This window comes from Saccharothrix longispora, from assembly GCF_031455225.1.
In the GTDB taxonomy this organism is placed as follows: domain Bacteria; phylum Actinomycetota; class Actinomycetes; order Mycobacteriales; family Pseudonocardiaceae; genus Actinosynnema; species Actinosynnema longispora.
This window is the reverse complement of record NZ_JAVDSG010000001.1, coordinates 5,651,653-5,665,890: the sequence shown is the minus strand read 5'-3', so window position 1 is coordinate 5,665,890 and position 14,238 is coordinate 5,651,653. Positions and strand designations below refer to the sequence as shown.

The following is a 14,238-nucleotide window of genomic DNA, read 5'->3' as shown; positions in this document are numbered from 1 at the left end:
CTCACAGTCCCGAGCACTGGCCCGAACGAGGCCCGCGGACCTCGTTGGCCCACCCGTTGTCCACCGGCGGCGGGGTGTTGACCAGGCACGACATCGGCCCGCCCACCGTGTTGCCGGCCAGCACCGCGCCGCCCTTGTTGCCGATCAGGCTCACCGGCCCGCCGACCTGGACCCGCTCCAGCGCCACCGGCCCGGTCGTGCCCGTGATGCTCACCGGCCCGCCGACGCGGGTCCCGACGAGCACGACCGCCGCCGCGCCCGCCGCCGACACGGGGCCGCGCAGGTCGCCGCCGAACACGTACAGCGACGCGCCCGCCGACACCGACACGGGGCCGGTGACCGTCCCCCCGTCGACGCACGTCACGCCCGAGCGCACCTGCAACGGCCCGGCGTGGGTGCCCGTCACGGTCGCCGCGCACGTCACGAACGGCTTGGCCAGCAGCTCCACCTCGGCCACGGTGACCGCGCCCGGGAACTCCAGCCGGTAGTGGGCGTAGTGGCCCGGCTTGGCGACCTTGAACGACCGCGTCTGCTGCCGGTGCGCGAACGACTCACCGGACCGCGCGTCCACGTCCACCCACGTCGTGCCGTCGTACGAGCCCTTCAGCACCCACGACGACGGGTCGCCGCCCGCGGTCCTCGCCGACGTCAGCGTGTAGAACGCCGCGCTCTCCTTCGCCGACGGCGCCGCGACCTGGAGCCAGGACAGCGGGCCGGACGTCGCCGAGGTGTTGTCCACCAGCGGCGCGACCGGGTCGGAGGACGTGACCGAACCCGCGACCAGCACGTCCCGCAGCGGGGCGGGCGGCTCGTCGCCGGTGGTCAGCGACGGCGGCGCGGCGTCGGCGGCGGTGGCCCAGCGGGAGGGCGAGGACCCCATGTCGAAGTCCAGGGTGCCGCCGGCCGCGATGGACGAGTGGTCCAGGTACGACTTGTCCCACTTCTTGCCGTTGACCTTCAGCGACTGCACGTAGATGTTCTCCGCGCTGTTCTTCGGCGCGTTCACGACCAGCTTCTTGCCGTTCTCCAGGTGCACGGTGGCCTTGGTGAACAGCGGCGACCCGATCGCGTAGGTGTCGTTGCCCATCTGGAGCGGGTAGAAGCCGAGCGCGCTGAACAGCCACCACGCCGACTGCTCGCCGTTGTCCTCGTCACCGGGGTAGCCCTGGCCGATCTCGCTGCCCAGGTAGAGCCGGGACAGGATCTCGCGGACCTTCTCCTGCGTCTTCCACGGCTGACCGGCGTAGTCGTACATGTAGGTGATGTGGTGCGAGACCTGGTTGGAGTGGCCGAGCTGGCCCATCCGCACGTCCCGCGCCTCGGTCATCTCGTGGATCACGCCGCCGTAGGAGCCCGGGAACTTCGCCGTCTCGGGCGTCGCGAAGAACTCGTCCAGCTTCGACGCGAGGCCGTCGCGACCGCCGTAGAGGTTGGCCAGGCCCTGGCCGTCGTGCGGCACCGAGAACGCCATGTTCCAGCCGTCGGTCTCGGTGTAGTCGTGGCCCCACTCGCGCGGGTCGTACGTCTCCGGCGACTCGCGGCGGGTGCCGTCCGGGTTGCGGCCCTGGAAGAAGCCGGTCGCCGGGTCGAACATGTGCACGTAGTTCTGGGCCCGGTTCGAGAAGTACTCGGCATCGGCCAGGTAGCGGGCCTCACCGGTCTCCTCGTGCAGCGCCTTCGCCATGTTCGCGATGCCGTAGTCGTTGACGTAGCCCTCGATCGCCCACGACATGCCCTCGCCGGTGGCGGTGGACGTGTAGCCGGTGAAGATCGAGGTCTCCAGGCCCTTGCGGCCCACGCCCGCGTTCGGCGGCGCGACGGTCGCGTTCTTCACCGCGGCGTCGTAGGCGGCGACCGCGTCGGGCAGGTCGACGCCCTTGACGTGCGCGTCGGCGAACGCCACGTCGGAGCTGGTGCCGGTCATCAGGTTCGCGTAGCCGGGGGAGGACCAGCGGGAGATCCAGCCGCCGTCCCGGTACTGCTGCACGAACCCGTCGGCCAGCTCGGCGGCCTTGCCCGGGGTCAGGAAGCTGTACGCGGGCCACGTGGTCCGGTAGGTGTCCCAGAACCCGTTGTTGACGTAGACCTTGCCGTCCACGACCTTCGCGCCGGTCTGCGTCGGCGTGCCCGGCCCGGAGGGCTGCACGGGGGAGGCGTACCGGTACTGAGGGGCCGCCGCCGTGCCCGTGTTCTCGAAGCCCGAGTTCGGGTAGAGGTAGAGCCGGTACAGGTTCGAGTACAGCGTGGTCAGCTGGTCCTCGGTGGCGCCCTCGACCTCGACGACGCGGAGCACCTCGTCCCAGGCGGCCTGGGCGCGGTCGCGCACGGAGTCGAACGTGTCCGTCGGGGACACCTCCAGCTCCAGGTTCTTCTTCGCCTGGTCCACGCCGATCAGCGAGGTGGCGATCCTCATCGTCACGGTCTTGTCCGACGACGTGTCGAACGAGAAGTAGCCGGCCACGTTGTCGCGGCCCTGGCCGGTGAGCTTGCCGCTCGCGGTCACCGGCTTGTCCACGGTGCCGTAGACGAACATCCGCGTTGCGCCGGTCGACAGGCCGCTCTTGACGTCGGAGAACCCGGTCACCACGCCGGTGGCCGGGTCGAGGGTGAGCCCGCCGCTGTTGTTGACGTTGTCGAACACCAGGTTCGAGGCGCCCTCGGTGAAGGTGAACCGGAACAGCGCCGCGTGGTCGGTGGGCGCGATCTCGGTCTTCATGCCGTTCTCGAACGTCACGCCGTAGTAGTGCGCCCGCGCGACCTCGTTCTCGTGCCTGAACGGCAGGGCCCGGACGGCGCGGTCCGCGGTCGGCGCGCCGATCGACGGCATGACCTGGAACGTCTGGCGGTCGCCCATCCACGGGCTGGGCTCGTGGCTGGCGGTGAACGCCTGGAGGGTGGGCAGGTTGTCCCGGTTGTTGTTCTTCGCGTACTCGTACAGCCAGCTGATCGAGCCCGCGTTCGTCATGGGCGACCAGAAGTTGAAGCCGTGCGGCACCGCGGTGGCCGGGAAGTTGTTGCCCCGCGAGAACGAGCCGCTGGAGTTCGTGCCGCGCGTGGTCAGCACCCAGTCGGACGGGCGGGCGCGCTCCACGACGGCGGGCGCGGACTTGACCGCGATGTCGTCGAACCAGCCGTTGAACCCGGCCGGGCCCTTCGGGTTGTCGTACGCGACCAGGACGCGCTCGATCGTCTTGCCGGCGGCCACCGACCCGATGACGGACGCGACGCGGTTCCACTGGTTCGTGTAGAGCGACTTCGCCTCGCCCTGGCCGCGCGGGGACAGCTCGAAGCCGTGCTGGTCGCGCGCGCCGAGGTCGCTGAGGTAGGTGCCGTCGGAGAACGCCAGGTCGACCGCGGCGAACGTGGCCGGGTAGTTCAGGTCATCCGTGGTGAACGACGGGAACACCAGGTAGGACAGCTCGGTGGTCGAGGTGACCGGGATGTCGACCTCGAACACCTTGTTGTACGAGTGGCCGCGGCCCTCGGCGGTGTGCGTGCCCTGGTAGCGCAGCGCCCGCACGCCGGTGAAGCCCGCGCCCGCCTTGGCGTTGTAGCCGCCGCTCGCGCCCTTGCCCACGGTGGTGCGCATGTGCTTCGCGGGCGGGGTGGTGGAGCCGTCGGAGAACTGCACCTCGGCCAGCTGCACCAGGTTCACGCCGCCCGCGTTCGCGGTGATGTCGAGCTGGTAGAGCCTGAACGCCTCGGTGTTCGCGAGGTCGTAGCCCTTGGTCTGGAAGCGCTCGGCGAACACCTCGCCGGTGCGGGTGTCCAGGTCGGTCCACGTCGTGCCGTCGTTCGAGCCGCGCAGCACCCAGTCCCTGGGGTCGCGCTCGGCCGCGTCGTTGGCGGAGGACATCGCGTACCGCTTCACGGCCACCGGCTCGGCGAAGGTGAACCGCACCCAGCCGGTCGGGGTGAAGGTCAGCCACTTCGACGCGGTGGCGCCGTCGACCAGGTTCCCGGCGACCTCGCCGGACCCGCTGTTCTCGGAGTTGGCGACCACGTCGACCACGCGGTCGGTGACGTTGCCGGGGATGCCGGTGGAGTCCGAGCCGTCGACGCCCGAGGTCTTCGGGGTGCCGTCCGGCGCGGTCTCGACCGTGCTCAGCCACGTCGGCTGGGGTTGCCCGTCCTCGAACGAGGACGCGAAGAGGGTCTCGCTCACGGCCGGCTCCCCCTGCTCCGGTGCTGCGGTCGCGGGTGGATAGCCTCCCACACCTCCCAGCGCCAGCGCGGCGGTCGCCAGGACCACCAGCGGTCGTCTACTTCGCATGTGCCTCATCGCGCACGCCTCTCGCCTCGCACCAGCCCGATATTTAGCGAAGCAAAGGTGCTGGGTGACATCGTTGTCAAGGGTGCCCCGACAACTTGTCCGCAAGCCTGTCCGGCCGATGCTCCGACCGATCTACACTCACTCGCCGTGACGGTCCGCAACCCACCCCCGGTGGGCACCCCCGCGGCGATGCGCGTGCTCAACCAGCGCGCGGTGCTCGACCGCCTGCGGGTGGGCGGGCCGGCGACCCGGCCGCAGATCGCGAAGGACACCGGCCTGTCCAAGCCGACCGTGGGGCAGGCGCTGCTCGACCTGGAGCGGCACGGCCTGGTCCGGCCGACCGGGCGCACCACGGCCGGGCCGGGCCGGTCGGCGGTGCTCTACGAGCCGGACCCGGCGGCCGGGTACGTGCTGGGCGTCGACATCGGGCGGCAGCGCATCCGGGTCGCGGTGGCGGACCTCGCGGGCTCGGTCGTGGCGCGGGTGGACGAGCGCAACCGGTGCCGGTCGGCCTCGGCGGTCGTGCGCGAGGTCAAGGAGCTGGCGGCGCGCACGGTGTCCGACGCGGGCCTGTCGTTCGACGACCTGGTGGTGAAGGTCGTCGGCACGCCCGGTGTGCCGGACCCGCGCGGCCGGGCGCTGCGCCACGCGCCGAACCTGCCCGGCTGGGAGCGCCCCGGCCTGCTGGACGACCTGGAGGCCGAGCTGGGCCCCGGCCTGGTGGTGGAGAACGACGCGAACCTGGCCGCGGTCGGCGAGCGGGCGTACGGGGTGGCGCGGGGCGTGGACGTGTTCGTGTGCGTCACCGTGGGCACCGGGATCGGCATGGGGATCGTGGTGGACGGCCGGCTGTTCCGCGGCGCGCACGGCGCGGCGGGCGAGGTCGGCTACCTGCCGTGGCCCGGCGCCGCACCGGACGGGGAGGGGGGCGACCCGCGGCGCGGTCAGGTCGAGGCGGCGGTGGCGGCGGGGTCCGTGGTGGCGCTGGCCGGGCGGCACGGGCTGTCGGTGCGGTCGGCGCGCGAGGTGTTCGCGGCGGCGGAGTCCGGTGACGAGCGGGCGCTGGCGGCGGTGCGCGACGAGGCCGAGCGGCTGGCGTACGTGGTGGCGGCGGTGGTGGCGGTGGTCGACCCGGAGCTGGTGGTGCTCGGCGGGGGCATCGGCAGCAACACCGACCTGCTCGGCGAGCCGCTGCGGGCGGCGCTGGCGCGCACGACGCCGTTGGCGCCGAGGGTCGTGGCGGGGGAGCTGGGTGACGGCGCGGTGCTGGCCGGTGCGGTGGCGATGGGTCTGCGGTCGGCGCGCGACCTCGTCTTCGACCGCAGGGGTGCGGTCACCCTCTGAGAGTAGTCGAGTGTGCCTCACCTGCTAATTCACTCGTATGTAGTAGGAGTGAACTCGCCGGTAATGACATAGCGTTACGTCACCTCCTCCTGGAGGGTGTGTGTCCTTCCGTTGCAGTACCGGGGAGTCGGGAAGGGAGTACGGGGGACGTGGTCCCCTCCCGACCGTCGCCCGGGGCAGGTGCCGCGCCCGCACACACCTGCCCCGGGCAGCAACGCCCCGGGCCACCCCCGTGAGCGGGCCGGTGCCCCGGAGGACCACGGGAGCGGGTACCGCGAGAACGAGGGCTACGGGAGCGGGGACGCGCCGCGTTCGCCGAGCAGCTGCCGCATGTAGGCGCTCTCGCTCGTCTGGGAACCCAGCATGTTGTCCGCGAGCGTGCGCACGACCGACTGGCCCGCGTGGCCGGCGGCGTACTGCGCCATCGGCGCACCGCCCTGGTGGTGGCGCAGCATCAGCTGGAGGAAGTAGACGTCGAACTCCGGCCCGGACAGGCCGCGCAGCTTGTTCAGCTCCTGCGTGCTCGCCATGCCCGGCATCAGGGCGGTGGTGGTGCCCGCGTCCGCCGCCGAGGAGTGGTCGTGGGCCGAACCGGTCATCCACTTCATGTGGGTGCCGTCGACCGACTGCTCCTGGTGGCCCCAGAGGCTCAGCCAGCCCTTCATCCGGCCCACCTGCTCCAGCTGCGTGGACTGGATGTCGAAGGCGAGCTGGCGGATGGTCGAGTCGGTCGTCTTGTCCCGCGCCAGGTTGGCCATGGTGACGCCCTGGAGGTGGTGCGCCGCCATGTCCTGGAGGAATCCGACGTCGACCGAGTCCGCCGCCGGGGTGGACGGGGTGTCGTCCTGCCCCGGCAGCTTGACGAGCAGGCCGATCGCCGCGCCGAGCAGCAGCACGGCGACGACGGCGACCGCCACCACCACCGCGCGGGTCGCGGTCGTGGCGGTGGCGGTCGTACCGCGCTGCTCCTCGGGCTCGGTCATCAGCTGGACGGGGCCGTGCTGGGCGCGTCGGTGGCCGGGGCGTTCGGGTCCGCGGCCGGGGCGCTCGGGTCGACTGCGCCGGTCTCACCGGTCTGGCCGGTCTCCGCGGCGTCGGTCGTGCCGCCGTCCATCGGGACCGCGTCCGCGCCCGGCGCCTCCGCCACGAACGGCGGCGGGTTGGTCACGTCGAACGTGCTGGAGTCGCAGGTCGCGCCGATCTCCGGGTAGGTGTACTGGTTGCGGCGAAGCGCCTGCACGAACTGGTCGATCCGCTCGTCGTCGGCGCTCTCCAGCTTGAGCTGGTGGCCCCACGCCTGGAGCGAGATCGGCTTGTCGAGGCCCGGGTACGGCGACATCATCGTGAACTGCTGGCCCTCGACCCTGCCGCGCAGCTTGGCCAGCGCGTCACCGGTCACCTGGTCCGGGTTGTACGCGATCCACACGGCGCCGTGCTCCAGGCCGTGGACCATGTTCTCGGTGCGCACCGCGGTCTCGTAGACCACGCCGGTGCACGCGGCCCAGACGCCGTCGTGCGGCCCGCCGAACGGCGGCGACTGGTCGTAGGCGACCCGCTGCTCGGCCGTGACGTGCCTGCCCTCGGCGTACTCCTTCTTCACCACGCCCTGGATCTGGTCCGAGGGGTCCTTGTTCTCCTCGGACGGGTTCCACTTGGCGAGGGCGGCTTCCTTGGCGTTCTTGTCGGCGATCTGCGAGTACGCGTAACCGAACACGGTGCCCGCCAGCGCCAGCACCGCGATCACCGCGATGATGGTCCCCCAGGGCTTCGGCTTCTTCGCCACCACCGAGGACCGCGCCGCCGCAACGCTGGAGCGCGCGGCCTTCGTCTTCTTGCCGCTGGTCATGTCCGCCTCAGTCTCGTCGTACGCCCGTGCCGCCGGTCAGTGTAGGGACACCGTGTCTGATCACCGTCAACTCCCCGTAGTCGCCGGTGGGCGTCAACAGTTGACCCATCTCACTGTCCGGGACGTCCATCCCGGCGGAGACCAGCGGGAACGCTTCCCTAGACTTGTCGGGTGACTCCCGCTGCGCTCGCTGAACTGGTCCGCGCGACGGCCGTGGACGTGTTGTCCACCCGCGGCCTCGACCCCGCCGCCCTCCCGACGGCGGTCACGATCGAGCGACCGCGCAACCCCGAGCACGGCGACTACGCCACGAACGTGGCCCTCCAGACCGCGAAGAAGGTCGGCGTCCCGCCCCGCGACCTGGCCGGGTGGCTGGCCGAGGCGCTGACCGGCACCGACGCCATCGCCACCGTGGAGGTCGCCGGGCCGGGCTTCCTCAACCTCCGGCTCGCCGCCGACGCGCAGGGCGCGATCGTGCGCGACGTGCTCGCCGGCGGCGACGCCTACGGCCGCGGCGACGCCCTGACCGGCACGAAGATCAACCTGGAGTTCGTCTCGGCGAACCCGACGGGCCCGATCCACCTCGGCGGCACCCGCTGGGCGGCGGTCGGCGACGCGCTGGGCCGCATCCTCGCGGCCAACGGCGGCGACGTGACCCGCGAGTACTACTTCAACGACGCCGGCGCGCAGATCGACCGGTTCGTGCGGTCCCTGATCGCCGCCGCCAAGGGCGAGCCCGCCCCCGAGGACGGCTACGCCGGCGGCTACGTCGGCGACATCGCCGCCGAGGTGCTCCGGCAGGAGCCCGGCGCCCTGACCTCGGAGGACTCCCACGAGATCTTCCGCCGCATCGGCGTCGGGCTGATGTTCGAGGAGATCAAGAAGGACCTGCACGACTTCGGCACCGACTTCGACGTCTTCTTCCACGAGGACTCGCTGCACAAGTCCGGCGCGGTGGCCAAGGCCGTCGAGCAGCTCAAGGGCTCGGACGCGCTGTACTTCGAGAACGGCGCCTGGTGGCTGCGGTCCACCGAGTTCGGCGACGACAAGGACCGCGTCGTCATCAAGAGCGACGGGGACCCGGCGTACATCGCCGGTGACATCGCGTACCTGGTGGACAAGCGGTCGCGCGGCTTCGACCTGTGCATCTACATGCTCGGCGCGGACCACCACGGCTACATCGGCCGCCTCAAGGCCGCCGCGTCCGCGCTCGGCGACGACCCCGACTCGGTCGAGGTGCTGATCGGCCAGATGGTCAACCTGGTCAGCGAGGGCAAGCCGGTCCGGATGAGCAAGCGCGCGGGCACCGTCATCACCATGCAGGACCTGGTGGAGGCGGTGGGCGTGGACGCGGCCCGGTACGCGATGACCCGCTCCTCGGTCGACTCGTCCCTGGACGTCGACCTGGACCTGCTGCGCAAGCGCAGCAACGACAACCCCGTGTTCTACGTCCAGTACGCGCACTCGCGGCTCGCCTCGCTGCTGCGCAACGCCGCCGAGCTGGGCGTCGAGCCCGGCGACGCGCTCGACCTGCTCACCCACGACCGCGAGGGCGACCTGATCCGCACGATCGGCGAGTTCCCGCGAGTCGTCGCCACCGCCGGTGAGCTGCGCGAACCCCACCGCGTGGCGCGCTACCTGGAGGAGCTGGCGGGCACCTACCACCGGTTCTACGAGGCGTGCCGCGTGCTGCCGCGCGGCGACGAGGAGACCACCGACCTGCACCGCGCCCGGTTGCAGCTGTGCGCGGCGACCCGTCAGGTGTTCGCCAACGGCCTGGCCCTGCTGGGCGTGACCGCCCCGGAGCGGATGTGATGCGCGCCCACCCGGCCGGTCCCCGGCACGCCGACGTCCTGCTGCCCGGCAACACGGCGGGCGCCCGCCCCGCGTCACCCGATCAGCTGGACGAACTTCACCCGCAGGTGTGGCCGCGCAACGCCGAGCGCGGCGACGACGGCGCGGTCCGCCTCGGCGGCGTGGACGTGCGCGCGCTGGCCGAGCAGCACGGCACCCCGCTGTTCGTGATGGACGAGGCCGACTTCCGGGCCCGCTGCCGCGAGCACGCCGAGGCGTTCGGCGACCCGACGCGCGTGCACTACGCCTCCAAGGCGTTCCTCTCCGTCGCGGTGGCCCGCTGGGTCGCCGAGGAGGGGCTGAGCATCGACGTGGCCAGCGGCGGCGAGCTGGCGGTGGCGCTGCGCGCCGACTTCCCGCCCGAGCGCATCGCGCTGCACGGCAACAACAAGTCGCTCGCCGAGCTGACCAGGGCCGTCGACGTCGGCGTCGGCGCCGTGGTGCTCGACTCGTTCCTGGAGATCGCCCGCCTCGACCAGGTCGCCCGCGAGCGCGGCCGGGTGCAGCCGGTGATGATCCGGGTCACGGTGGGCGTCGAGGCGCACACCCACGAGTTCATCGCCACCGCGCACGAGGACCAGAAGTTCGGCTTCTCGCTGTCCTCCGGCGACGCCGCCGAGGCCGCCCGCCGCGTGCTCAAGGCCGAGGGGCTCGAACTCGTCGGCCTGCACAGCCACATCGGGTCGCAGATCTTCGACGCGAGCGGCTTCGAGGTCGCCGCGCGCCGGGTCGTCGGCCTGCTGGCCGAGCTGCGCGACGAGCACGGCGACGGCATCCTCGACCACGTCACCACCATCGACCTCGGCGGCGGCCTGGGCATCGCCTACACCCGCGACGACGACCCGCCGCCGCCCGCCGAGCTGGCGAGGCAGCTGCGCGACATCGTCTCCAAGGAGTGCGAGCACGCCGGCCTGCCGGTGCCGAAGATCGCCGTCGAGCCCGGCCGGGCCATCGTCGGCCCCGGCACGGTGACGCTCTACGAGGTCGGCACCATCAAGGACGTCCAGCTCGACGCGGGCGCGATCCGGCGCTACGTGAGCGTGGACGGCGGGATGAGCGACAACATCCGCACAGCCCTCTACGACGCCGTCTACGACTGCAAGCTCGTCTCCCGCGCCGCGGCGGAGGACGCCGGGGCCGTGCTGTGCCGCGTGGTCGGCAAGCACTGCGAGTCCGGCGACGTGGTGGTGCGCGACTGCTGGCTGCCCGACGACCTCGCGCCCGGCGACCTGATCGCGGTCGCCGCCACCGGCGCGTACTGCTACTCCATGGCCAGCGGCTACAACCGGCTGCCGCGACCCGCGCTCGCCGCGGTCGTCGACGGCGAGGCCCGGTTGCTGCTGCGCCGGGAGACCGAGGAAGACCTGTTCCGCCTGGAGGTATGACGTGCCGAGCCGGAAACCGATCAGGGTGGCGCTGCTGGGGTGCGGCACGGTCGGCACCGAGGTGGTCCGCCTGCTCACCGACCAGGCGGCGGACCTGACCGCGCGCACCGGCGCGCCGCTCGAACTGGCGGGCATCGCGGTGCGCAAGCCGAACAAGCACCGCGAGGTCCCCGCCGACCTGCTCACCACCGACGCGGAGGCGCTGGTCGCCTCGGACGTGGACGTGGTGGTCGAGGTCATCGGCGGCATCGAGCCGAGCCGGACGCTGCTGCTCGGCGCGCTGCGCGCGGGCAAGTCCGTGGTCACCGCGAACAAGGCGCTGCTGGCCGAGCACTCGGCCGAGCTGTTCGAGGCGGCCGACGGCTCCGGCGCCGACCTGTACTTCGAGGCGGCCGTCGCGGGCGCGATCCCGCTGCTGCGGCCGCTGCGCGAGTCGCTGGCCGGCGACCGCATCACGCGGGTGATGGGCATCGTCAACGGGACGACGAACTTCATCCTCTCCGGCATGGACTCGACGGGCGCGAGCTACGCCGAGACGCTGGAGGAGGCCACCCGCCTGGGCTACGCCGAGGCCGACCCGACGGCCGACGTCGACGGCTTCGACGCCGCCTCCAAGGCCGCGATCCTCGCCTCGCTGGCCTTCCACACCAGGGTGACCGCCGCCGACGTGCACCGCGAGGGCATCGCCGCGGTGAGCGCCGCCGACATCGCCGCAGCCAGGGGCCTCGGCCGGACCGTGAAGCTCCTCGCGATCTGCGAGCGGGTGACGGGCGAGGACGGCCAGGAGTCCGTGGCCGTCCGGGTGCACCCCGCGATGATCCCCAGGTCGCACCCCCTCGCCGGCGTGAGCGCCGCGTTCAACGCGGTGTTCGTCGAGGCCGACGCGGCCGGCGAGATGATGTTCTACGGCCAGGGCGCCGGCGGGGCCCCCACGGCCAGCGCGGTGGTCGGCGACCTCGTCGCGGTCGCCCGCAACCTCGTGCACAGCGGGCGCGGCCCGCGCGAGTCGGCCTACGCGGCGCTGCCCGTGCGGCCGATGGGGCAGACCCCCACGCGCTACCACATCAGCCTCGACGTCGCCGACCGGGCGGGCGTGTTGTCGCAGGTCGCGGCGGTGTTCGCGGAGCACGACGTGAGCATCGCGGCGGTGCGGCAGGAGGGGCGGGTCGACGACGCCAGCCTGGTGATCGTCACCCACGCCGCGACCGACGCGGCACTGCGGTCGACCGTCGACAAAATCGGCGGCCTGCCCGTGGTCAGGGAAGTCGTGAGCGTGATGAGGGTGGAAGGCGAAGAATCATGACGATCCAAGCGGGCGTGCGGCCGGGGTGGCCCGGCATCATCCACGCCTACGCGGACCGGATCGAACTCCCCGAGGGCGCCGAGGTCGTCACCCTCCACGAGGGCGGCACGCCGCTGGTGCACGCGAAGCACCTGTCCGAGCTGACCGGGTGCGAGGTCCACGTCAAGGTCGAGGGCGCGAACCCGACCGGCTCGTTCAAGGACCGCGGCATGACCGTGGCCATGACGCACGCCCTGGCCAGCGGCATCCGCGCGGTGATCTGCGCCTCCACCGGCAACACGTCGGCCTCGGCGGCGGCGTACGCGGCGAAGGCCGGGCTCACCGCGGCGGTGCTCGTGCCGCGCGGCAAGATCGCGCTCGGCAAGCTCGCCCAGGCCGTGTCGCACGGCGCCCGCATCCTCCAGATCGACGGCAACTTCGACGACTGCCTCGAACTGGCCGCCAAGACCTCCTCCGAGTACCCGATCACCCTGGTCAACTCGGTGAACCCGGTGCGCCTGGTCGGCCAGAAGACCGCCGCGTGGGAGATCTGCGACGTGCTGGGCCGCGCGCCCGACGTGCACTGCCTGCCGGTCGGCAACGCGGGCAACATCACCGCGTACTGGCGCGGTTACTCCGACTACCACGCCGACGGTGTGATCCCGGCCACGCCGCGCATGTTCGGCTTCCAGGCCGCGGGCTCCGCGCCGCTGGTGCTGGGCGAGCCGGTGGCGAACCCGGAGACCATCGCGACCGCCATCCGGGTGGGCAGCCCGGCGTCCTGGACCGGCGCGGTGACCGCGAAGGACGAGTCCGGCGGCCTGTTCGAGGCGGTCACGGACGAGAAGATCCTGGAGGCGTACCGGCTGCTGGCCTCGACCGAGGGCATCTTCGTCGAGCCCGCGTCCGCGACCAGCGTGGCGGGCCTGCTCGCCACCGCCGCCGACGGCCGCCTGCCGAAGGGCTCGACGGTCGTGTGCACGGTCACCGGCCACGGCCTCAAGGACCCCGACACGGCGCTCCTGGGCATGCCCGAGGTGTCGCCGGTGCCGGTCGACCCGGGCGCCGTCGCCACCGCGCTGGAGCTGGCGTGACGACGGTCCGGGTCACCGTCCCGGCCTCCACGGCCAACCTCGGGTCCGGGTTCGACGCGCTGGGCATGGCGCTCGGGCTGCACGACGAGCTGGAGTTCGAGGTCGTCGGGGACGGCCTGCGCGTCGAGGTGGCGGGGGAGGGCGCCGGCGGCGTCCCCCGTGACGAATCCCACCTGGTCGTGCGGGCCTTCCGCGCCGCCGCCGCCCACCTCGGGCTCGACGTGCCGGGCCTGCGCCTGCGCTGCCGCAACGCCATCCCGCACGCCCGCGGCCTCGGGTCCTCCTCGGCCGCCGTGGTGGCGGGCGTCGGCGCCGCGTACGGGCTGGCCGGTCGCGAGTTGGACACGACCGCGTTGCAACTCGCGGCGGAGTTCGACGGCCACGCCGACAACGCCGCCGCCAGCATGTTCGGCGGCGTCGTGATCGCCTGGACGGAGGGTGACCGGTTCCGCGCGGTCCGTGCGGACCCGCACCCGTCGCTCGCACCGGTCGTGTTCGTGCCGGCGGCCGAGTCGTCGACCCGGACGACCCGCGGCCTGCTGCCGTCGAAGGTGCCGCACGAGGACGCCGCGTTCGCCGCGGGCCGGGCCGCGCTGGCCGTGCACGCGCTCACCACCGACCCGTCGCTGCTCCTCGACGCGCTCGTCGACCGGCTCCACGAGCCGTACCGGGAACCCGCCTGGCCTGCGACGACGCGCCTGGTGAACGCGTTGCGGGAGGCGGGTGTGCCCGCCGCGGTGTCCGGCGCGGGACCCACCGTGCTGGCCCTCCCGCCGCACGGCGAGCTGCCGCCCGGACTGGCCCACGACGGGTTCGGGGCGCGCCGGCTGCCGGTCGACGCGGCGGGCGTGCGGGTTGCGCCACTCGGCTGAGCGGTGCGACGCGCCGACCCCCGGTTGTTGCCTCCGGTCGAACCTGCGTCTACCCTCGGCGTCATCAGTCACCGCGCGCACGGGCGCCGGTGTGGTGCCCGGACGTTCGTTCCGGATCGCATTCCTCCAGTGACTTGGCCCTGTGCCGTATGGACGGGGCCGGCGCTGGTAAGGCACCCGCTCGCCGTGTGACCGAAAGTCCCGTACCGGAGGACTCCGCTTCCGCGCGCGTTCCGCGCCGACGAGGTCCACCTGAAGCGGGGCGAAACTGCCGGTCCGCATTCCGTC

General features: G+C 72.5%; 9 protein-coding genes. 6 read left to right on the top strand and 3 right to left on the bottom strand.

The window, feature by feature from the left end:
* Nucleotide 1: 1 nt before the first annotated feature.
* Nucleotides 2-4,282 (bottom strand): GH92 family glycosyl hydrolase, encoded by a 4,281-nt coding sequence (locus J2S66_RS23645; protein ID WP_374726119.1) that lies wholly within the window; start codon nucleotides 4,280-4,282, stop codon nucleotides 2-4.
* Nucleotides 4,283-4,462: 180 nt separating this feature from the next.
* Between J2S66_RS23645 and J2S66_RS23640 the strand changes: the two genes are divergently transcribed.
* Entirely contained in the window at nucleotides 4,463-5,617 is a 1,155-nt protein-coding gene (locus J2S66_RS23640) for an ROK family transcriptional regulator (RefSeq protein ID WP_310315026.1), read from the top strand.
* 287 nt (nucleotides 5,618-5,904) lie between these two features.
* Here J2S66_RS23640 and J2S66_RS23635 read toward each other — a convergent pair whose 3' ends face one another.
* Both J2S66_RS23635 and J2S66_RS23630 read right to left on the bottom strand, forming a co-directional pair.
* The gene (locus J2S66_RS23635) at nucleotides 5,905-6,600 is read right to left on the bottom strand and encodes a DUF305 domain-containing protein (protein WP_310309441.1); all 696 of its coding nucleotides are present in this window, start codon (nucleotides 6,598-6,600) and stop codon (nucleotides 5,905-5,907) included.
* Nucleotides 6,600-7,463, bottom strand: a complete 864-nt coding sequence (locus J2S66_RS23630) for a thioredoxin-like domain-containing protein (protein WP_310309440.1) — start codon at nucleotides 7,461-7,463, stop codon at nucleotides 6,600-6,602. The genes J2S66_RS23635 and J2S66_RS23630 overlap by 1 nt, the downstream gene beginning before the upstream one ends.
* Before the next feature lie 171 nt (nucleotides 7,464-7,634).
* Here J2S66_RS23630 and argS point away from each other — a divergent pair, with 171 nt between their 5' ends.
* The 5 genes from argS to thrB are packed head-to-tail and all read left to right on the top strand — an operon-like array spanning nucleotide 7,635 to nucleotide 13,950.
* The gene (gene argS / locus J2S66_RS23625) at nucleotides 7,635-9,278 is read left to right on the top strand and encodes an arginine--tRNA ligase (RefSeq protein WP_310309439.1); all 1,644 of its coding nucleotides are present in this window, start codon (nucleotides 7,635-7,637) and stop codon (nucleotides 9,276-9,278) included.
* Nucleotides 9,278-10,702, top strand: a complete 1,425-nt coding sequence (gene lysA, locus J2S66_RS23620; protein ID WP_310309438.1) for a diaminopimelate decarboxylase — start codon at nucleotides 9,278-9,280, stop codon at nucleotides 10,700-10,702. The genes argS and lysA overlap by 1 nt, the downstream gene beginning before the upstream one ends.
* Nucleotide 10,703: 1 nt before the next feature.
* A complete protein-coding gene (locus J2S66_RS23615) occupies nucleotides 10,704-12,005 on the top strand; it encodes a homoserine dehydrogenase (protein ID WP_306747260.1) in 1,302 nt (433 codons plus the stop codon).
* On the top strand, nucleotides 12,002-13,078 hold the full coding sequence (gene thrC, locus J2S66_RS23610; protein ID WP_310309437.1) for a threonine synthase: 1,077 nt from the start codon (nucleotides 12,002-12,004) through the stop codon (nucleotides 13,076-13,078). Before J2S66_RS23615 ends, thrC begins: the two co-directional genes overlap by 4 nt.
* Nucleotides 13,075-13,950 carry a homoserine kinase gene (gene thrB / locus J2S66_RS23605; protein WP_310309436.1) on the top strand — a complete coding sequence of 292 codons (876 nt, stop codon included), beginning with the start codon at nucleotides 13,075-13,077 and terminating at the stop codon, nucleotides 13,948-13,950. Before thrC ends, thrB begins: the two co-directional genes overlap by 4 nt.
* Nucleotides 13,951-14,238: the final 288 nt, after the last annotated feature.